The organism is Planococcus soli (assembly GCF_016881065.1).
GTDB lineage: Bacteria > Bacillota > Bacilli > Bacillales_A > Planococcaceae > Planococcus > Planococcus soli.
Genome location: NZ_WXYN01000022.1, coordinates 69,324 through 90,063, shown reverse-complemented (window position 1 = coordinate 90,063; position 20,740 = coordinate 69,324). Strand labels below are relative to the sequence as shown.

Sequence of the window (20,740 nt, the reverse complement as noted above, 5' to 3'; positions counted from 1 at the left end):
GGGAGCCATCATTCATTTTTGCCCAATTGACCTTTTAATGCTTCCAGTTCATCGTCCACGTTGATGCCCGATTTCAGGGATTCCAGCTCGTCATCGACAGAAGAATCGCTGTCGTATTTTGAAGCAAGGTCTTTGATGTCCGTTCCTGAACTTTTGTTCAACTCCGACATCGCAATGGCTTCATCCAGCTCCTGGTTGATTTTCTGCTCCATCTTGTCGAAAGCGGAAATCCGTTCGCCAGCACCGTCCACTGAAGAAGCGAAATCGTTCATGCGTTTTTGAGTCTTTGCTACAGACGCCTTGCCTTTCAGCTCCGAGCGGCGGGATTCAAGCTCGCCGATATCCGATTCCAGCTTATCGTGCATCTGGCGCATCTGTTGCGTATTGGCAGCCGCAAGTTCCACTGCCGTTTGTTTGTCTGTCAGTTTTTCAGAAAGCTCTGCCTTGCGCTGCAGGAATTTTCGTGCGTCGTCTTCGTTGCCGGCTTCCAACGCGTTTACCGCATAGCGCTGCATGTCGCCAATTTCCTTTTCAAATTCTTCAAGCTCACGGCGCTCCCGTTTTTCAGCTGCCATGATCGCTGCAGTTTCTGATTTCACTTTTCCCAAGTCGCTGTTCAAATCACGCAAATACTGGTCAATCATCTTTTCCGGATCTTCTGCCTTGTCCAATAAAGCGTTAATATTGCTTGTCATAATGTCTTTAAACCGTTTTAAAATTTCCATCATCATTCTCCTCTTTTTGTGGTTTTTGCGGGACTGCCGAGCAGCCGCTCTTTCTTAATGAAAGATTTACCCATTACTTGTAGAGATTAAGCATACAACCAATTAAAATCCCTGCTGTTGCGCATACAAGATGAAAAGAGTTCTCCAATACAGTATATCCCATTGTGCGCTTCAGTTAATATTTTGAAAAAACTATTCGGTTTGCCGTTCCCATGCCGGTAATGTTTTCGATAAAGCTTTGTCTTCCTTGTAGCCGAGTACATATTCCGCTTGCATAATGGTATGGATTTCCCGCGTTCCTTCATAGATGACCGGCGCTTTGGAATTGCGCAAGTAGCGGCTGACCGGGTATTCGTCTGAATAGCCATAGGCACCGTGGATCTGGAAAGCGTCATCCGCTGCCTGATTGGCAAAATCACACGCTTGCCATTTTGCCAGGGACGTTTCCCTCGTATTGCGTTTGCCCTGGTTTTTCAGTTCACCGGCACGGTAAACAAGCAGCCGGCTCATCTGAAAGCCCGCTTCCATTTTTGCGATCATTTGCTGGACCAGCTGATGGCGGCCGATTTCCTTGCCGAACGTCTGGCGTTCATGGCAATAGCTGATGCTTGCCTCGAGACATGCCATAATCTGTCCAACCGCTCCGGCAGCAACCGTGAATCGGCCGTTATCGAGTGCCGACATTGCTATTTTGAATCCTTCGCCTTCTTGACCCAGCAAATTCTCTGCCGGGACTTGGACGTCCTCAAAAAACAACTCTCCAGTATTGCCTGCCCGTATGCCGTGCTTGCCTTTGATGGCCTTGGAAGAAAAACCTGCCCATGTGCGTTCTACAATAAAAGCGGAAATCGCGCCATGCTTCTGCAACTGCTCACCGGTATAGGCAAACACCAGGAAATGGTCCGCCACCTCGCTCAAGGAAATCCAAGTCTTCTGCCCGTTTAATACGTAATGTTGTCCTCTTTTCACAGCGGTCGTCTTCATCGCCGCCACATCCGATCCAGCGCCTGGTTCCGTCAATCCGAAAGCACCGATCTTCTCCCCCTTTGCCTGAGGAATGAGATACTGTTGCTTTTGTTCTTCCGTCCCCCATTGAAGAATGGTTAAGCTGTTCAAACCAGTATGGACAGAAACAGCAGTCCGGAAAGCCGTGTCTCCACGCTCCAGTTCCTCACAGACAATGGCCAAAGAATTATAATCCATGCCGCTGCCGCCGTATGCTTCAGGGATGCAGACGCCCATCAGCCCGAGATCCGCCAGCTTTCCATAAATCGCCGGATCCGATTTGCCTGCACGGTCCCATTCCTCGATAAACGGCATGATTTCTTTATCTACAAAGCTCCGTGTTGTGCGGCGCAGCATCTCTTGTTCTGGTGTGAAAGAAAAGTCCATCTTCAATCGCCCCTTTCAATTGTTCTATTCTGCAGAACTGGCAGACAATCCTTTTTTGAAGAGCATAAGTTGGTGCCTGGCACCCACACAATTGAGAATTTTGAAAGCACATATAAAAGGCACCGCCGATAACCCAATGGGATACTTACGATGCCTTGCATTCTGTATTTTTAATCTTTTCGAGTCTTTTTATCTGTTATCCCTTTAGAGTGCTCTTTTGCTTCATCCATTTCATCTTCGACGTCTTTATAGTCAGTCGCTTTATTATCACCGTCCAAAGCTTCTTTCGTTTTCTTGACGACTTTATCGATTCCCGACTCTGGAGGAGCCGATTGTTGATCAGGTGTTCTGCCTGCTGTACCTTTTCTTGTCATTGCTATCCCTCCGGTTTTTAAAGATTTACTAGTTGTTTACCCATTGTGTCCAATATTAACCACTCTGCGTAATTGTGTTGGTGCCTGGCACGAAAACAATTGACAAACAAACAAAAAGGTAATATGGTTATATGCATAAGTATATAACCATATTACCTATTCCAAATTAGGAGGTGTTTGCAGTGAGCAATGCGTTTGATTCGAGCAAGCCGATTTTTATGCAGGTCCGCGAATTGATTGAAGATCAGATTGTCAACGATCAACTGAAAGAAGGCGATCAAGCACCATCGACCAATCAGTTGGTCAGCTTCTATAAGATCAATCACGCAACCGTTTCAAAAGGGATCAATCAGCTGGTGGAAGAAGGAATCTTATTCAAGAGGAGAGGGATCGGGATGTTTGTAGCTGAAGGTGCGAAACAGACATTAATGGGGCAGCGAAAAGAGGCGTTTGTCGATAATTATGTTAAAAGCCTTATGCAAGAAGCTAACAAGCTCGGTATTACGCAAGCAGAAGTTATTGAACTGATCAAAAACACGAAAGGAAGTGAAGTCTAATGGCTGCCAAGATCGAATTGAACAATGTCACGTTGAAATTCGGGAAATTTGAAGCATTGAAAGATATTTCACTGACGCTTGAAGCCGGCAAGATTCACGGACTGATCGGACGCAACGGTGCCGGCAAGACCACCCTCCTATCTTTGCTTGCCGCATTCCGTGAACCGACACAGGGACAAGTGGAAATTGATGGCGAAGCTGTTTTTGAAAATCCGGAAAAGATGCAGCAGGTTGGTTTTATCTATGAAAAAAACTATGCAGACGAGTACCAAAAGATTCCTGCCATGCTCGAATTCCCGGAAAGTTACCGCCCAAACTACGACAAGGAGTACGCTGACTATTTGCTGAAGCGCTTTAAGCTTCCTCTCGATAAGCCCATTTACAAATTGTCTAAAGGAATGCAATCAGCATTGAATGTCGTCATTGGACTTGCCAGCCGTACGCCGATTACGATTTTTGATGAAGCATATATTGGTATGGATGCTCCGGCCCGCGAAATTTTTTACCAGGAGATCTTAGCAGATCAAGCAAAACATCCGCGGACCTTCATTCTTTCCACGCACCTTGTTTCGGAAATGGATTACCTTTTCGATAATGTCGTTATCATCGATCATGGCCGGTTGCTGATGAATGAAGATTATGAAACCATCTCTGCTCAAGGAGCTTCCATCACCGGAGCGGCGGATCAAGTTGATGCCTTCGTCTCTGGCATGAAACTCTTGAACGAACAAAAGCTTGGAGGCACAAAATCCGTGATGGTATACGGAACGCTGAGTGAACAGCACCAGCTCGCTGCCCATCAGCAGGGTCTAGAAATCGGCCCCGTGTCACTGCAGGATCTGTTCATCCACTTAACAGAGGAGGCACATTAAAATGAAATCAGTCAAACTTTACCCAAAAGTTGCATTCGACCTCTTTTACGAACAATTCAAATGGGCCATCTGGTTTTTCTCATTCTTGATTGCAGGTCATATAATCGGAATGATCATTGTGGCCAGAAACGACACCACCATCCAACAGTTTTTCGTCTTTTCCAGCCAATCCGTAGCCATTTTCATGCTGGTTTGCGGAATCATCGCAGCCTATGCCTTCATGGGGTACTATGTACAGCACGGCATCACCCGCAAAGACCTGTATGTCGGAACCGTCATCTCTACACTGGCATTGGCGCTGGCTGTCACTTTGGTGCCCCTCGCAGTGAATGTCATTGAACATCTGATTTCCAACTTTGCCGCATTGCCGATCGATACAGACGCTGCACCTTTATACGATCCAGGATCAGGGTGGCTTTCAGCCGCAGGCATTTTCTTCCTGAATGCCTTTACCTATCACTTAATTGGCTGGCTGATCGGCGTTGGCTATTACCGTTTCGGCTGGGTCATCGGATTTGGTTTTGTCGGGATTGCAATAGCAGCCCTCAGCCTAAACGGCTATTTCTGGGGAGATGGCGGCTTAAGTTCTGTTATTCCATGGGTTCCGGAGATTCCAGCTGACGCCAGCCCTTTCCTGGCACTCGCCGGTTCGCTGATGTTGATTGCAGTACTGTTGGTATCCACGAGAATGTTGACGAAACGCATTTCGATTAAAATGTAAGAAACAAAAAGGCCTTGCCACTACCCATATCGGGTTTTGGCAAGGCCTTTTTTAAAATTCTATCAACACATAAACGGAGCGAAGTATCATTTGAGCTCCCAATATATTAGGATAAGAGAGTAAATTCATTATCAGCTTTGCGGCATTGCAATCTGAAACAATCATAATCTGGAGGTACCATCATGGAAAAAACTTGGAGTCTTCGTTTAATACGCTTTTCAGCAATATTCGGTTTGTTCGGCACCTTTCTCGGTTCACAAATGGCCGGGGAAATGGATTATGCCCTGCGTCCGATTCATGCACACATCCTGCTCGTAGGCTGGCTATCGGTGTTTGCTTGGGGAATCTTCTACAGAGTCTACACAATCAAATACAAAAAGCTTATTGCCATTCATAGTGTCCTTGCGATGGTCGGTGCTTTTGCACTGACCGGCGGCATGTGGCTGTATAACCTAAATCCATTCAACTGGAATGAAACCTTGGTCATGATCCTGTTTATCGTAGGTGGCAGCATCCTGCTGATAGCGTTCCTGCTGTTTGCAGTCATCACTTTTTTGACGGAAAAAGAATAGAAAATCCCCTGAAAAAGAACAGAACTCTTTTTCAGGGGATTTTTTACTGAGTAGAATTTTTAGAGCTATTCAACCTGGAAACCGTCTGCAAACGCCTGCAGAATTCCAATCAATTCCTCCGTCACTCTCCGCGGGGATTTCTGATAGCCTTTAGCAGCCCAATCCAGCAAAAGCCCTGCAGTTCCATGAGCCATATACAGCTTGAACTGCGATGAATTGATATCGTGGTCACCTGTCGGAGTAAACGTAAACTGCTCATCCAACAATTCGAAAATCGCCCGCGGCAAATCCTGATGCAGTCCCGGTATGGTGTCTTCTTTCAAATAAAGATTGAAAAAAGACCGATTATCGTAAATGAACGTCACCAATTCAAACGAATCCGCATCCATCGACTTTGTCGCCACCAGCTTTCCAAGAGCATAACGCTCTTTGCTTGTCCGCTTGGTCTGATAGAACATCTCGGTTTTCAGTTCTTTGGTAATATGCTGTTTGTCCACGTAATAGAGGTAAAAAGTCGCCCGGTTGTATTGTGCCCGCTGCACAATATCCGTCACCGATACATGGCTGAAGCCTTTTTCATTGATCAGCTCGGTGAACGCCTGTTTAAACTGGCGCTTTGTCCGCTCGGCTTGCGGTGAAAGATTTTCTTTTCTCTCTTCCATGATTTGCTGCCCCCAGAATCGACATTTTTTAAAGAACTGTCGAATTACTCGACAGTTTCGGATTTTCTACTGATTGAACCCTCTTTTGTAAAGGTTTACACTAAATTCGAACCTCAAATCCAGTTTAGCATATCAATGAAAAAGGAGAGATCATTCATGATCAGTTATACAGATAAAGTCGTTATTATCACAGGTGGAGGATCCGGTCTGGGATATTCAGCAGCACTTTCTATCGCTCAGTTAGGCGGCAAATTGGTGCTCGTTGATATGAACAAAAAATCACTTGAAGAAAGCAAAAAACAAATCCTTGAAGTGGTTCCAGAAGCGGAAATCGTGCTTGTTGAAGCCAATGTAACAAGTGAAGAAGATGTGAAAAACTATGTGCAGCTCACGATGGACACATTCGGACGAATTGATGGCTTCTTTAACAATGCAGGCATCGAAGGTAAACAGAACCTGACTGAAGAATACGGCTCTGAAGAATTCGAAAAAGTGGTGAGCGTTAACTTAAATGGCGTTTTCTACGGCATGAAATATGTATTGAAAGTGATGAAGCAGCAAGGCCACGGCTCGATCGTCAACACCGCTTCTGTCGGCGGCATCCGCGGAGTCGGCAACCAGTCCGGCTACGCAGCCAGCAAACACGGCGTTGTCGGCTTAACCCGCAACTCCGGCATTGAATACGGCCAGTTTGGCGTCAGCATCAATGCCATCGCACCTGGTGCTATCATGACGCCAATGGTCGAAGGTTCCTTGAAGCAAATGGCAGGCGACGACTGGGAGTCTGCAGGCAAAGAGTTTGTCAGCGTCAACCCGATGAAGCGTTTCGGAAAGCCCGAAGAAGTCGGCAACCTTGTCGCATTCCTGCTGTCTGATGCTGCAAAATTCATCAACGCTACTGTTATCCCGATCGATGGCGGACAGTCTTACAAATACTAATCGCCCGTAAAACTTCACACTGCAGCTCCCATGTTGAATATGGAGCTGCAGTTTTTTTATTTCTTAATTAACATAAAAAAACTGTTTAAAAGTGGAAACCCCCTTTTAAAACAGCTTTATCCATTAACAAATCCCTAAGCGCCGGCGCATCCACGGGCGAAGCAATAAGACGGGTGTCTTTTTCCGGCTAATTGCTTCGCTATGCCTAAAGCAGCCGTAGCGATATCAGAAGTGATAATTCTCAAGTGCAGCTTCTTCCAGTTTGTTCACTTGGCATAACCAACTATTTCCCACTAAATTCTTCTAAAAGACGGTAGACTGTACAATAAAATAGTTAGCCATTGCTGGAGAACGTATAAGTCGTTTCCGATTTGAACTCTTCATCTGCTTTGAGGATAGCGGACTGGAAATGCGGGTGACGCAATGAATCCGGCGGACTTTGCGTTTCAAGGCAAAGTGCCAAATAATCCTCGGCTTGTGTCCCTCGAATCGAATAGGATCCCCCGATATCATTCCCTGTATACAGCACCACGGCAGGTTCTGTTGTTTCCACAACCAGTTTCCGGCCACTTACTGAATCAGTTAATTCGATTCCGGACTGTTCTGCACGATCCAACAAAAAGGGGTGGTCATAGCCGTTGCTAGCCAGTTTGTTTTGTGGATGATCAGACATTGTTGCTTCCCTGATGCTTCTGCCGTTTCGGAAATCGAACAGCGTGTCTTCGGCAACCGGAACCAAATGGCCTGTCGGCAGCAGTTCCTCATTCAACTCCAAATAATAATCACTTTCCATCGTCAATTCATGATCCAGGATCGTCCGCTTGAAATTGCCGCTCAAATTAAAGTAAGAGTGGTTGGTAACATTCAACACAGTTGTCATGTCAGATTTTCCTGAATAGGATATGACAAGCTGATTGCTGTCATTCTTAAGGGTGTAGCGGACCGTCATGGACAAGTTGCCAGGAAACCCTTCTTCGCCATCCCGACTGAAATACGTAAATTCGACTGTTGCTTCATTTTCCGTTTGGATCACTTTTGAATCCCAAAGAGCCGAGTGAAAGCCTTTGGCACCTCCATGCAAATTATGGCCGTCTGCATTCTTAGGTACTTGATAATCTATCCCTTCGATTGAAAACTCCCCATCTTTGATCCGTCCGGCAAAGCGCCCCACCAATGCTCCGAAAAAGAACGGGTTGTTTTCGTATTCTTCAAGCGTATCAAAGCCTAATACGACATTCTCCAGATTTCCATTGCGGTCTGGGCTGATAATTTCAGTAATCACACAGCCATAATCGATACAGGACATTTGAAACCCCTGGTCGTTTTCCAATGTATATGATTTTATCGGCCGATCGTTTTTATAATCGAATACTTTTTCACTGACTTTCATTTTTTTCATCCTTCCGTCTGTTTGTTATCCATTTTATTTTGTTACTTTACTTCAAAGATATCCACCAGCAGCAAGGTGATTGCCCCAATCAGTGTGGCATCATCTCCAAGCTTGGATACTTCCACTGTTGTTTGGCTGGCTGCGGGCGTCAGTGCAGAAGTTCTAATCGTTTCCCGTATGGCAGGCAAAATAAACTTTTCAGCTTTTGATACTCCCCCGCCAAGAACGATTTTTTCCGGATTGACGATATGAATCAGGTTGGTCAGTCCGACGCCCATCGCTCTTCCGGATTCTTTCAAAATAGCTGCAAACTCTTCATTGCCACTGATGGCTTGCTCAAATACATTTTCTGCTGTGAGCAGATGATTTCCAGGTGCCTTTCTGGCGATCGCAGGACCGGTAACAAATGTCTGCAGACATCCCTGGTTTCCGCATTCACACGTCTCCCCGTGCAAATCGATTGTCATATGGCCGATTTCTCCAGCGATATCAGAAGCGCCGTGGTACAGTTTGCCCTCGATGATGAGTCCTGCACCTACACCGCTGCCGATGTTCACGGCCAGCATGCTTTCCAGTTCTCCGTGATCGCCAAACCAGTATTCGCCCAATGCCATTGCCCGTGCATCGTTTTCCACTTTCACTTCCATGCCAAATGCCTGTTCCAATTGTTGTTTGATGGGGATGTTGCTCAAGCCCAGATTGGGTGCGTACAACGAAGTGCCGGTTTCAACTTCCACCACGCCATGCATGGCCACACCAATGCCTACGACTTGTTTGTCAGTTTCCAGCACTTTTTTAATGGTACTATTTAACGCAGCAATAAACTCCTCGTTGGTGATTGGCAGCTGTAGCTTTGTTTTTGACCTTTTAAGCACATTTCCAGCAAGGTCTGCCACAATGCATTCAATGCTTTCTGGACCTGCATCCACGCCGATTATGGAAAATGCCTGGTTGTTAATCATCAGCATCGTTGGTTTCCGGCCGCCCTGCGACTGCCCGATATCGCTTTCCTCGACTATCTTCTCTTCTATCAACTCTTTTACGTTGCTGCTGACAGTCGGGGGCGTCAAGTTTGTTTCGCGTGCAATTTGCGCTCTCGATATCGGACCATCTTTTCTTATTTTATTGAGGATGATTGATTTGTTCATCGACTTCATCCACTTAAAAGTGCCTTGGCGCATCGTAATCCCTCCGTTTATCAGATTCGGGCAGTTTGGAGCTGCTTCGAACTCTATTAGTTAATAGTTTAACAAATCTATGGAATCTTTGTTAATTAAATTAACTTATTGTTTTTGGAGAAAAAACTCTCACAGCCAGAGAAAAACACCTTTTTATCGAATGGCGGGTATTTTTATACCCACTTTTCAACGAAAGGTGTCTCTCAACTTATTGCATCACAGCAAACTTTTTTCAAAATCCTCATTTGCCATCGTTGATTTTTTTGATTTCGGACAAATCGCATTTCGGCTTGCGATGATATGTCAACAGACCATTGATCTCTTGTTCAACGTCAGTCAGCTGCGTGTAGCAAAAACCTTGGACCACCGAAGAATCGAGCAAGGCTTTTGTATTTGCACGGTAAGCTTCTATTAATTCTTCGCCGCCCTGAACCGCTGAATATCCCCATCCATTTTCCTGATTGATTTCTTTTGTATCATAGGCGATTCCACCATATTCGGTGATCAGGATGGGCTCTCCTTTGTATCCAAAACCTTCTGCATAAATAGGGCGTTCTGCAGGCGTAGCCGCAATCGCACTTTCCACAGTTTGATAGGCTTCTGTCATCTTCTCAGGAGACTGGTAATTATGGATGCCGCACAAATCGGAAACCGTATGCTCCCAGCCTTCATTTGAACAAACTGGCCGGGTTGGATCAAGGGATTTCGTCAAATAGTACATCGCGAGTGAATGATGCTGCTGCTGTTTTTCTCTCGCGACACGAGAAATTCCCCAGCTTTCGTTCAATGGCACCCAAACAACCAAGCTTGGGTGGCTGTAGTCGCGTTTCACCGCTTCAATCCATTCCGCAGAAATCCGTTCCACAGCTTCTTCGCTGTATTCTGCGCAGTTTGCCATTTCCCCCCATACAAGGTATCCAAGCTGATCAGCCCAATATAAAAATCGTGGATCTTCCACTTTCTGATGCTTGCGCGCCCCGTTAAAGCCCATTTCCTTGGCAAGCACGATGTCCTGCTTTAACGCATCGTCCGATTCTGCAGTCAACAGACCGCCTGGGAAATATCCCTGGTCAAGAACGAGCTTTTGGTAGTATGGTTTGTTGTTCAGCATAAACGTGCCATTTTCAATGGATACTTTCCGCATTCCAAAGTAACTTGTTACCAAATCTACCGCTTTTCCATCTGCAATCAGTTCCACTTTGGCATCGAACAAGTTCGGATGCTCCGGGCTCCAATACCACCCCGGTCCGTGAATATTGCTTCTGTCCGGAAAACGGCCGCGGATGTTGATGCTGCGTTTAATATGCGGCTGGAAAACGGTAACTTCTTCGCTAAAAACCGGTTCGCCTTGGAACGTGACGGTTATTCGCAGTTTCGTATTTTCGCTGATTTTTCCAGCAAGTTCGGCTTCAAACTCAATGTCGCCGCGATCTATTTCCGGCGTCCAGCGCAAACTTTTAATCGAAGTTTCCGCCACAGGTTCCAGCCAAACCGTCTGCCAGATTCCCGTTGTGCGCGTATAAAAGATAGAAGCCGATTCTTCGTGCCAATATTGTTTGCCGCGCGGTATGGTTGTATCTTCAGAAGGATCTTCAACTCTCACGGTTAGGCTGTTCTCTCCTGCTACTAGCAAATCGGTAATATCGGCTGAAAAAGGAACATTTCCACCTTGGTGATAGGTTGCTTTTTCTCCGTTTACATATATCCAAGCTCGGTAATCAACGGCGCCAAAATTTAACTGAATTCGTTTATCTTGCCAGTCTTCCGGCACTGAAAAGGTCCGGTTGTACCAGACCACTTCATGGAAAGAAGGATCTCCAATGCCGCTGTTTTCAGTCTGGTAGGCAAATGGAACTTTTATGGTCTGTCCTGCGGGAAAGTTTTGGTACCACTTTTCCTGTAATCCAAGTTCTTGATCGTCAAAAGAAAAATTCCACTCCCCGTTCAGGTTCAACCAGTTATCTCGTTGAAATTGCGGTCTCGGGTATTCTGTTTGTAAGTTTGCCATATGTTCGCGCTACCTCCGTCACTTATTTGATGCCTGACTGCGTAATGCCTTTGATCAGTTGTTTCTGTCCAATTAAGAAGACAATTAAAATTGGGATAGTGGCGATCGTTGTCAATGCCATGAGTTTCCCATAAGAAGATGTAAAACTTCCTTGCTGCATGATGGCAATACCGGTTGTGATTGTTCTCATGTCCGGTGAGTTTGTTGCCACTAACGGCCATAAGAAATCGTTGTAGATTCCCATGAAAGAGAAAATTGCCAATGTCCAAATGATTGGTTTTGCAGAAGGAATGACGATTTTAACGAAAATCTGCCACTTGTTCGCTCCGTCCAATTTCGCTGCTTCTTCCAATTCTTTCGGGAAAGATTTGAAGAATTGATAAAGCAAAAAGACACCGAATGCATTGGCTGTGTAAGGGAAAATCAATACAGCATAGGTGTTCAATAACCCAAAGTTGCTGAATTGCATATACATGGGCAGGAACGTGATGACAAAAGGAATCATTAATGTACTGATAAATAGTGGAAACAAGTATTTTTTGAAAGGAACATCCAACCGGGCCAAGCCATAAGCAGCGAGCGCGTCAATTGCGACGATGATTGCTGTTCCAGCCAGTCCTGCAAATAACGAGTTGAACATCCATCTGAATATCGGAACATCCACGCCATCACCCGTCAGCGTGTATAAATAGTTTTCAAAAGTGAAGTTTTCCGGTATCCAGTTTAATCCTCCGGCGATGGCTTCAAAATCATTTTTAAAGGAAGTGGAAATCATCCAGATAAGAGGAATGAGAAACAAAAGCCCTATTACCGAAGCAAGTACAATCAGCCCAATCTGTTTTCCATTCTTTTTCATCAGTTTTCCCCTCCTTGTTTGTAGTTGGCGATTTAAAATTGAATAACGGAAATGACAATCATGATTAAGGACATGAGCAAAGCCATTGCCGATGCAACGCCTAATTCACGTTCCTCAAAAGCCAGGTTGACAATTCCCATCAGCAGCACTTCCGTTGAGTCTCCAGGCCCGCCGCGTGTCATTAAGTAAGGCTGTCCAAAGACGTTAAACGAGGCAATGGTTGAAGTGATGATGACGAATAGCATAATAGGCCGGATTGTCGGCAAAGTGATATGAATAAATTTTTGCCAAGCACTTGCGCCGTCAATGGCACCCGCTTCATACAATTCTTCCGGCACTTCATTCAAAGCGTTGATAAAAATAATCATATTAAAGCCGAGCGTCCACCAGATCGTGGCTCCGATAAGAGAAATCCACGCGAATGGCTGTTTTGTCAGCCAAGGAATGGCATCAAAGCCCAAGTCCATTAAATACATATTCAGCAATCCGGAATTTGTATCGAGGATCCATAGGAAAATAATAGATACTACTGAAACCGATATGGCATAAGGGATAAAGTAGATTGTACGGAAAAATGTTCTGAGTTTTCCGGGGATGCTGTTTAACAGCAACGCCAGACCCAATCCAATCGCTACCAGTAAAGGCACTGAAAAAATGACAAACTTGACCGTGTTCCCCAGCCCTTCGAAGAACAGCGAATTCATCGCGGAATCCGGATTGAAAATAGTCGCGTAGTTTTCAAAGCCGATGAAAGGCTGCACACTCGACAGTAAATTGTAATCATGCAAACTGATGTAGATACCGTAAACAAGCGGGATAAAGAGGAAAGCTAAAAACAACAGTAAATAGGGCAACACAAACAGGAAGGATGTGAATTTGGAAAGTCTTTCTTTTTTTGCCTTGCTCGCAGGCAATTTTGCTTCTTTCATTGCTTTCTCACCTCATTCTGGATAACTTAATGCTGTTGATCCATTCGGATTTTTACGGTCAGTTGAAGCGGGGTAAAAATAAAAAGTAAGCAGTGCAGACTCCACCTGCTTACTTTTTAATTTTTTATTCCAAAGCATTCGCAGCTTTTTACTGTGCTTCTTCCAATGCCTCTGCTGCATCTTTTTGTCCCAAGAGCACTTCATTGACTGCTTCCATCAAAGGACTTGTTGCCTGCCCCCAGTTTTCCACATCCGGACCAAACTTAACATAGTCAAACTGTTTCGCTACTTCTGGAGATTGTGCATTTACTTCCTGGAACTCATCGCTTTCATACACAGCTTTTGAAGCTGGTGCCTGGCCGGACTCTGCCCAAGCCAACGCATTGTCTCCTACATAACCTAAGAAGTTAGTAATTCCATCCAACTTCGCCTCGTCTACACTTTCCGGAACAACAAAGTTATGCGAGTTCGCATAGACGCCTTCTTGTTCTGTACCTAATTGCGGTACTGGTGCTACACCGTAATTAAGGCCTGAGTCTTCCCATTGCTTCATCATCCACGGACCGTTCATGTGCATGCCGCTTCTTCCTTGCAAGAACATGGTTACTTCTCCATCCTGCTGAACATCGCTGGGAGAAACTGCATATTCGTCAATTAAAGATCGTTCAAATTCCAAGGCTTCCACAACTGCATCAGAAGTAAACTGAACTTCTCCATCGGCATACAATTCACCGCCGTTTTGGAAAACGATTGTCGGGAAAATAAATTCTTGTGGCCATAAAGTTGGGACAACATAGCCAAACTGGTTTTCATCTTCATTTGTTAATGCCTGTGCATACTCGATAAATTCTTCACGATTCGTCGGCGGCTGCTCCGGGTCTAATCCAGCTGCTTCAAACATATCTTTGTTCCAATAGAATAGGAGCGGATGTATATCCAAAGGCACACCATACAAGGCTTCCTCAACTGAAGCGCCTTCAATGGCATTCGGATGATATTCATCAGCCGAAATCTCATCACCCATTAAATCGCCAAGATCTCTTATAATACCTTTTTCAGCGTACGTAAACATTTGATCGCCGTGCATGACCATTACATCCGGCATATTCGACTCTCCGTTAACAGCTAAATCAACGGTTCTGTAATACTCTGTTTGCGGAACTATTTGGAAGTTAACCGTATACTCGTCCTGTGATTCGTTGTATTCATCGACAATTTCTTTCATAAACGGGCCATCGGGTCCTGAAAACGGTGCCCAAAGCGTGATTTCAGAGCTTTCTCCAGAGCCTCCTGAATCTCCGCCGCCTTCTTCAACTACACCACTATTGCCGCTGCACGCTGTCAATAAAACTGCCGAACATGTCACTGCCAAAGCACTCCATCGTTTATTCATCTTCTTCATTTTCCCACTCCCTTTTCTTAGTTAAAGCACAGTTTTTGAATATTTTTATTCCATCACTGGAACTGGTATTTGTTCTTCACTTGGCTGTCCGCCTTCGATTGCCGGCCAGCCATCTTCCCAAATAATAGGATCAATCATCAATGGCCTTCTTGAAGCACCCGTCCATAACAATGGATCAGCTTTTTCAATGGCATGATAGACAAGCCAATCTTCTCCTGCCTCGTCTTTAATAACCGAATTATGTCCAGGACCAGCAAACTTGCTTTCTTCATCGGAAGATAAGATTGTCGTCCCGCCATTGTCGAGCAATGTCTTTCCTTCGCGGTCAACATAAGGTCCTTTAAAATTTTCTGACCGACCCACCGCTACATGATAGGTGCTGTCTTGTCCATCACAGCAAGAACCTTTGGAACCGAAAAAGTAATAAAATCCATCCCGTTCAATAATATAGGGCGCTTCATAATCCTCTCCAGCCAGCTGAAACTTTTCACCAACTGTCGTCAATCCATCTTGTGACAACTCAATTCCATAAATGCCATGAAAACTTCCCCAAGCAAGATAAGGCACTTCATCTTCAACGTAGAAAAATGGATCAATCGAGTTGTCTACACCAATTTCCTCGCTTGTGAACAGCTTTCCTTTGTCCTCAAAAGGCCCTGCCGGACCAGCAGCAACTGCTACACCAATGCCAGGATTTGAATCTCCCCATAAGGACAAAGAGTAAAAGAGCATATATTGATCATTGTAAAATTGAATATCCGGCGCCCAGAGATCTCCTGCCGTCTTCCAGTCAGGCTTTTCTTCAAAAGCTTCGCCAACAAACTCCCAATCAATTAAGTTTGTGGATCGGGAAATTGGAACTAACTTCGTATCAGAATCATCGCCCCATGCATCTTCTGTTCCGTACGCGTAGTAATCGCCATCCTCCGCTTGTATAATCGAAGGATCCGCCAACACGGGTTCATATACAGGGTTGGCAAAGGATTCTGTTTCTGCAGGCTGCTCAGCTTCCTGAGAACAGCCTGCCAAAATGATTGCCAGTAAAAAGACTCCAAAAACCGAAAACTTATAAATTGTGGAATCAACTCCTTCATTTTAATTTATGAAAGCACTTACATGAAGCCATTGTAATACATAAGTTTGTTTCATTACAAGTATATCTGTAATAAAAAATAGATTTATTTTTGCTTACTCTTTTGCAAACAGAAAAAAACAAGATCCACAGTGGCTATCTGTGGATCTTGTTTTTATAAGTTCATTTATTTATGCTCTGTCAGCAAGCGCATAACAATTCCTTGCCGGTAATTCCCGAATTTGTGGCCGAATAAATTTATTCCACCCACGTTGACTGCATCTTCTTTGACACCAATTTTAAACGATATATAAGGATTCTCGGCGATCTTTAACGAGTCTATTGTACAGTTACTGTTGACGAGTTTGTCATCCAAATAGCAGCCGTCTTTGTTCACTCGCCAGTTTTTCAGCAATCCATATTGCGTATGGTTCGTCATCCACCATTTTGGCGTAAGAAACCCCCGCTCCCCTCCAAAATCGCTAGGCGACGTCCAAGTGGCAATTTCATGCCCGTTAATCCAAACGGTTATATCGGAAGGCCAATCCAATTTGAATAACGGAGCCTCTGAACAAACTTCCGCACTAAACTTGATTTGATCTGCTTTTTCACCACGAGGAAGACGGTTTGGAAACCGATACTCCAAATAACCTGTTTTGAAGAAAATTAGTTGTGCTTCGTCCCTGCCCACTTCATAGAAAGCACGGGGATCATCATGTCCATTAATATAATCAGACTCACCTACTAAACCGCAGCTTGGTTCAATACTGCTGTCAGAAAAGTGGCCGATAGGCATATCGTAAATAATTGTTTCTTCAATTTCTTTGGTTTCTTGCGGTGCAATATCGATGATAATCTGATCGTATTTTTTTGTGTTGATTTTTTGCGTGCCACGGCCTGGCAACAGCTCTGTGGTAATAAGGTCGACGTCTTCAAGCTTTTTTACATTTACAGCAGTTGTTGAAAAAGGCAGACCGAGCCGCTCCGACAGTTCGTTGACGTTATGCGGCCGCTCACTTAAAAGACGCAGTATCGCCATCCTGTGTTTATTGGCCAAAGCTTTACATACTTCAATGGATTCTTCGAAATTTAGCTCTAAGGTTCTCATGGGCATATCCTACTTTTACTCTAAGTTTTATTGTAATAAAATTATAACACTCTATTGATGAAGTCAAGCACAGAGTAGTGAATAAAATCTGACATCCGGTTAATATTCCAGCCAAAAAGTTGTTTGGCAGATGAAGTTTGCCTCGATCCTTTCTGGGGATTTAGCGATTGCAGTTTTAAAAAAAGGGTTGGGCGTTCTATATTAAATTCATTAGCAATCTCTAAATTCAGGATTGAATAGTTTGATAATATCTACTATAATAAAGTTAATTAAATTAATTTATAAAGTATCGGAGGAATTAGATGAACCGAAATGAGTTGTCCCAAACTTTCAGCAACATATTCCAGACAGACCAAAATCCACGTTTCTTTTTTGCGCCTGGGCGCATTAACTTGATTGGTGAACATACGGATTACAATGGCGGGCACGTGTTTCCGGCAGCCATTTCTTTTGGCACGTATGCCGTTGCCCGACAGCGTCCGGACCAAAAGCTGCGGTTTTATTCCATGAACTTTCCGGAAAAAGGAGTCATTGAGTGCGATCTTGCCGACTTGTCTTTTAACCTGGACCATGACTGGGCAAACTTTCCGAAGGGCATGATCCACCATTTTATAAAAAACGGATTTTCTGTCTCTCACGGAATGGATATTCTGTTTTACGGAAATATACCGAATGGTGCCGGGCTGTCCTCTTCCGCTTCTATCGAAATGGCCACAGGCGTTGTGCTTGAGGGCCTGTTCAATCTAGAAATCGACCGCTTGCGCATGATCCAACTCGGACAAAACGTTGAGAACCAATACATCGGCGTCAACAGCGGCATCATGGACCAGTTCGCGATTGGGAAAGGAAAAAAAGATTCTGCTATTTTATTGGATTGCCAAACGCTGGAATACAGCTACGCGCCAGTCGAACTGAACGATCATGAAATTGTTATCATCAACTCCAACAAACAGCGTACCTTGGCTGGTTCAAAATACAACGAGCGCCGCGCGCAATGTGAAAGAGCGCTGTCTGATCTCCGGTCGGAACTTGACGTCAGCAGTCTTGGCGAATTGACAGGCGAACAGTTTGAACAACACAAGCACTTGATCCAAGACGACACAAACCGCAAACGCGCCAAGCATGCCATTTATGAAAACGAACGGACCTTGCTGGCACTCAAAGAGCTCCAACAAGGCAATATTGAAACGTTTGGCGAATTGATGAACCAATCACACGTCTCTCTTCGTGATGACTACGAAGTTACCGGTGACGAACTTGATGCCATCGCAGAAACAGCTTGGAACCATCCAGGCGTCATCGGTGCACGGATGACCGGTGCAGGATTTGGCGGCTGCGCCATTGCGATTGTTCACCAGGCGCAGATCCAAGGCTTTAAAGAAAACTTAACAACGAGCTATACCGAAAGATTTGGTTTTTCTCCTTCTTTTTACGAGGCCAAAATTTCGGATGGCGCCAAAGAACTTGTAGAGGAGTTTTGAACATGAGTGTTTTAGTATTAGGCGGAGCTGGATATATTGGATCACATGCAGTTTTTCAGTTAATCGATCAAGGGCTAGACGTTGTAGTTGTGGATAATTTGGAAACCGGGCATAAGAAAGCCATACACCCGAAAGCTGTTTTTTACAAAGGCGATATTCGAAATGCAGACTTTTTGGACTCCGTATTCGAAAAGGAATCGATTGATGAGGTTCTTCATTTTGCGGCCAATTCACTGGTCGGCGAATCGATGGAAAATCCTTTAAAGTATTTCGATAATAATGTATACGGCACTCAAGTGCTATTACAGGCCATGATCAATCACAATGTGAAGAAGATTGTCTTCTCTTCTACCGCCGCTGCCTATGGCGAACCAGAAGCCGTGCCCATCACGGAAACGATGCCCACCAACCCGGCCAATACGTACGGCGAAACAAAGCTGACTATGGAAAAAATGATGAAGTGGACAGGATTGGCCCACGGCTTGAAATTTGTTTCATTGCGCTACTTTAATGTAGCTGGAGCGAGAGAAACAGCAGAAATTGGCGAAGACCACCGCCCCGAATCCCATCTTGTCCCCCTTATCCTGCAGACAGCTTTGGGACAGCGAAAAGAAATCACGGTGTTCGGTGATGATTACGATACGGCAGACGGAACATGCATCCGCGATTATGTTCATGTCGAAGATTTGATACGCGCCCATTTGTTAGCATTAGAATACTTGAGAAACGACGGCGAGAGTAATGTCTTCAATCTCGGAAGCAGCCAAGGATTTTCCGTGAATGAAATGATTTCCGCTGCCCGCTCTGTAACCGGAAAAGAAATCCAGGTTAAAATCGGCCCCCGCAGAGCAGGCGACCCAAGTGTTTTGATCGCCAGTTCGGATAAAGCCAAACAAGTACTGGGCTGGAACCCTGCTTTTACATCTGTCACCAAAATTATCGAAGATGCATGGAAGTGGCATTCTTCGAACCCCAACGGCTATGAAAAGGACGTGTAAATATGGTCTATGAAAATCTGGAAGGACTTCTTGACAAAGCTCTCGCATCCCACTTGATCGAAGCGGCTGACACAGATTATGTCCGCAACCAGGTGATGAACCTGCTCGGCTTGGAATCGTTTCCTGAAAACGCGGTCGAATCGGCAGACGACACCATTCCCAACTTGCTGGAAAACCTGATTGCCTATGCCATAGAGCAAGGCGTGATCATGGATATCTTTGATGACAAGGAAATCCTGTCGGCCAATATGATGAATTGCTTTGTCGCCCGCCCTTCTGTCATCAACGCTGCGTTTAACGAAAAATACGCAGAATCGCCAATCGCCGCAACCGACTACTTTTATGAATTAAGCAAAAACAGCAATTACATCCAAATGAACCGAATCCAAAAAAATATTTCCTATAAGACAGATACCGTATATGGCCAGATGGACATCACAATCAACCTGTCAAAACCGGAAAAAGATCCGGAGCAAATCAGAAGAGAACGCGAAATGAAGCAAACACTCAGTTACCCGAAATGCCTGTTGTGCAAGGAAAACGAAGGCTACACAGGACGGATTGGCTATCCGGCACGGGCAAACCACCGGGTCGTCAGAATTCCGCTTACGGGAGAAAACTGGTATTTGCAGTATTCGCCGTATGTCTATTACAACGAGCACAGCATTTTGCTGTCTGAAGAACACCGCGACATGAAAATTGACCGGAGCGGCTTTGAACGGCTGCTTGCTTTTACCGAACTGTTCCCCCATTATTTTGTCGGGTCGAATGCCGACTTGCCAATTGTTGGCGGCTCCATTTTAAGCCATGACCATTACCAGGCCGGGCGCTACGAATTTGCCATGACCAAAGCGGAAGATGCCTTTGTGTTTGGCTTGGATTCTTATCCGGACATCACGGCATCCGTTGTAAAATGGCCGATGTCGGTGATCCGCTTGAAAGGGAAAAAGATCGACAGTCTGGTAGATGCGGCAGATGAAGTTTTGCAGACGTGGAGAAATTACTCTGACGAATCAGCAAATGTTCTTGCCTTTACTGGCGAGACGCCGCATAACACCGTGACGCCGATTGCAAGAAAGCGCAACGGGCTGTTCGAAATCGACCTGGTGTTGCGAAACAACCGGACAACGGCCGAATACCCATCCGGTATTTTCCACCCTCACGCGGATGTCCACCACATCAAAAAAGAAAATATCGGCTTGATCGAAGTGATGGGGCTGGCCGTTTTGCCGCCGCGCTTAAAAGAAGAACTTGCTGAAATCCAGGAGTTCTTGCTAGGCAATGCCAGCAACGTAGCCCCTTTCCATCTCGAATGGGCTGAACAGCTAAAAGCACAATACGGTACCCCTTCTCTTCCGGAAGACGCAGAAGCAATCCTGCAGGATGAGCTGGGGAAAAAATTTGTACGCGTTCTTGAAGACGCTGGCGTATTAAAAGAAACAGAGGCATTCCAGCGATTTATTACCACGCTTAATAAATGAACGGCCAGCATTTAAAACAGGAT

General features: G+C 45.1%; 20 protein-coding genes. 8 read left to right on the top strand and 12 right to left on the bottom strand.

Annotation, left to right across the window (positions count from 1 at the left end):
- Nucleotides 1-8: 8 nt before the first annotated feature.
- The 3 genes from GJB59_RS11725 to GJB59_RS11715 all read right to left on the bottom strand — a co-directional run bounded on the left by GJB59_RS11725 (nt 9) and on the right by GJB59_RS11715 (nt 2,491).
- Nucleotides 9-725 (bottom strand): PspA/IM30 family protein, encoded by a 717-nt coding sequence (locus GJB59_RS11725; RefSeq protein WP_142828179.1) that lies wholly within the window; start codon nt 723-725, stop codon nt 9-11.
- A gap of 192 nt (nt 726-917) precedes the next feature.
- Nucleotides 918-2,117: an acyl-CoA dehydrogenase family protein gene (locus GJB59_RS11720; RefSeq protein ID WP_142828177.1), complete on the bottom strand. Its 1,200-nt coding sequence runs from the start codon at nt 2,115-2,117 to the stop codon at nt 918-920.
- Between the two features lie 170 nt (nt 2,118-2,287).
- Nucleotides 2,288-2,491 carry a hypothetical protein gene (locus tag GJB59_RS11715; RefSeq protein ID WP_142828175.1) on the bottom strand — a complete coding sequence of 68 codons (204 nt, stop codon included), beginning with the start codon at nt 2,489-2,491 and terminating at the stop codon, nt 2,288-2,290.
- A 182-nt stretch (nt 2,492-2,673) separates the two neighbouring features.
- Here GJB59_RS11715 and GJB59_RS11710 point away from each other — a divergent pair, with 182 nt between their 5' ends.
- The 4 genes from GJB59_RS11710 (at nt 2,674) to GJB59_RS11695 (ending at nt 5,213) form a co-directional block, all read left to right on the top strand.
- Nucleotides 2,674-3,048: a GntR family transcriptional regulator gene (locus tag GJB59_RS11710; RefSeq protein WP_142828174.1), complete on the top strand. Its 375-nt coding sequence runs from the start codon at nt 2,674-2,676 to the stop codon at nt 3,046-3,048.
- On the top strand, nt 3,048-3,920 hold the full coding sequence (locus tag GJB59_RS11705; protein WP_142828172.1) for an ABC transporter ATP-binding protein: 873 nt from the start codon (nt 3,048-3,050) through the stop codon (nt 3,918-3,920). The genes GJB59_RS11710 and GJB59_RS11705 overlap by 1 nt, the downstream gene beginning before the upstream one ends.
- A 1-nt stretch (nt 3,921) precedes the next feature.
- A complete protein-coding gene (locus GJB59_RS11700; protein WP_142828170.1) occupies nt 3,922-4,641 on the top strand; it encodes a hypothetical protein in 720 nt (239 codons plus the stop codon).
- Nucleotides 4,642-4,823: 182 nt separating this feature from the next.
- The gene (locus GJB59_RS11695) at nt 4,824-5,213 is read left to right on the top strand and encodes a hypothetical protein (protein ID WP_142828168.1); all 390 of its coding nucleotides are present in this window, start codon (nt 4,824-4,826) and stop codon (nt 5,211-5,213) included.
- Nucleotides 5,214-5,278: 65 nt separating this feature from the next.
- Here the strand turns inward: GJB59_RS11695 and GJB59_RS11690 are convergent, their stop codons facing one another.
- On the bottom strand, nt 5,279-5,875 hold the full coding sequence (locus tag GJB59_RS11690) for a TetR/AcrR family transcriptional regulator (RefSeq protein WP_142828166.1): 597 nt from the start codon (nt 5,873-5,875) through the stop codon (nt 5,279-5,281).
- 156 nt (nt 5,876-6,031) lie between these two features.
- Between GJB59_RS11690 and GJB59_RS11685 the strand changes: the two genes are divergently transcribed.
- A complete protein-coding gene (locus tag GJB59_RS11685) occupies nt 6,032-6,814 on the top strand; it encodes an SDR family oxidoreductase (protein WP_142828164.1) in 783 nt (260 codons plus the stop codon).
- Between the two features lie 334 nt (nt 6,815-7,148).
- On the opposite strand, the gene GJB59_RS11680 is transcribed toward GJB59_RS11685, so the two are convergent.
- The 8 genes from GJB59_RS11680 to GJB59_RS11645 form a co-directional block, all read right to left on the bottom strand.
- Nucleotides 7,149-8,204, bottom strand: coding sequence for an aldose epimerase family protein (locus GJB59_RS11680; RefSeq protein WP_142828162.1), 1,056 nt, complete (start codon nt 8,202-8,204; stop codon nt 7,149-7,151).
- A 41-nt stretch (nt 8,205-8,245) separates the two neighbouring features.
- On the bottom strand, nt 8,246-9,385 hold the full coding sequence (locus GJB59_RS11675) for an ROK family transcriptional regulator (RefSeq protein ID WP_142828160.1): 1,140 nt from the start codon (nt 9,383-9,385) through the stop codon (nt 8,246-8,248).
- Nucleotides 9,386-9,623: 238 nt separating this feature from the next.
- Nucleotides 9,624-11,390 carry a glycoside hydrolase family 2 protein gene (locus GJB59_RS11670; protein WP_142828159.1) on the bottom strand — a complete coding sequence of 589 codons (1,767 nt, stop codon included), beginning with the start codon at nt 11,388-11,390 and terminating at the stop codon, nt 9,624-9,626.
- A gap of 22 nt (nt 11,391-11,412) precedes the next feature.
- The gene (locus GJB59_RS11665; RefSeq protein WP_142828157.1) at nt 11,413-12,246 is read right to left on the bottom strand and encodes a carbohydrate ABC transporter permease; all 834 of its coding nucleotides are present in this window, start codon (nt 12,244-12,246) and stop codon (nt 11,413-11,415) included.
- A gap of 32 nt (nt 12,247-12,278) precedes the next feature.
- The gene (locus tag GJB59_RS11660) at nt 12,279-13,175 is read right to left on the bottom strand and encodes a carbohydrate ABC transporter permease (protein ID WP_142828155.1); all 897 of its coding nucleotides are present in this window, start codon (nt 13,173-13,175) and stop codon (nt 12,279-12,281) included.
- A gap of 148 nt (nt 13,176-13,323) precedes the next feature.
- Nucleotides 13,324-14,577, bottom strand: a complete 1,254-nt coding sequence (locus GJB59_RS11655; protein ID WP_142828153.1) for an ABC transporter substrate-binding protein — start codon at nt 14,575-14,577, stop codon at nt 13,324-13,326.
- 45 nt (nt 14,578-14,622) lie between these two features.
- Nucleotides 14,623-15,606, bottom strand: coding sequence for a family 43 glycosylhydrolase (locus GJB59_RS11650; RefSeq protein WP_236015642.1), 984 nt, complete (start codon nt 15,604-15,606; stop codon nt 14,623-14,625).
- Between the two features lie 230 nt (nt 15,607-15,836).
- Entirely contained in the window at nt 15,837-16,757 is a 921-nt protein-coding gene (locus tag GJB59_RS11645; RefSeq protein ID WP_142828149.1) for an ArsR/SmtB family transcription factor, read from the bottom strand.
- A gap of 302 nt (nt 16,758-17,059) precedes the next feature.
- Here GJB59_RS11645 and GJB59_RS11640 point away from each other — a divergent pair, with 302 nt between their 5' ends.
- From GJB59_RS11640 to galT, 3 genes are read left to right on the top strand one after another with little or no spacing between them, the layout of a single operon-like run.
- Entirely contained in the window at nt 17,060-18,238 is a 1,179-nt protein-coding gene (locus tag GJB59_RS11640) for a galactokinase (protein WP_142828147.1), read from the top strand.
- Nucleotides 18,239-18,240: 2 nt separating this feature from the next.
- Nucleotides 18,241-19,236 carry a UDP-glucose 4-epimerase GalE gene (galE, locus tag GJB59_RS11635; protein ID WP_142828145.1) on the top strand — a complete coding sequence of 332 codons (996 nt, stop codon included), beginning with the start codon at nt 18,241-18,243 and terminating at the stop codon, nt 19,234-19,236.
- A gap of 2 nt (nt 19,237-19,238) precedes the next feature.
- A complete protein-coding gene (gene galT / locus GJB59_RS11630) occupies nt 19,239-20,717 on the top strand; it encodes a UDP-glucose--hexose-1-phosphate uridylyltransferase (protein WP_142828143.1) in 1,479 nt (492 codons plus the stop codon).
- The last annotated feature ends 23 nt before the right edge of the window (nt 20,718-20,740 follow it).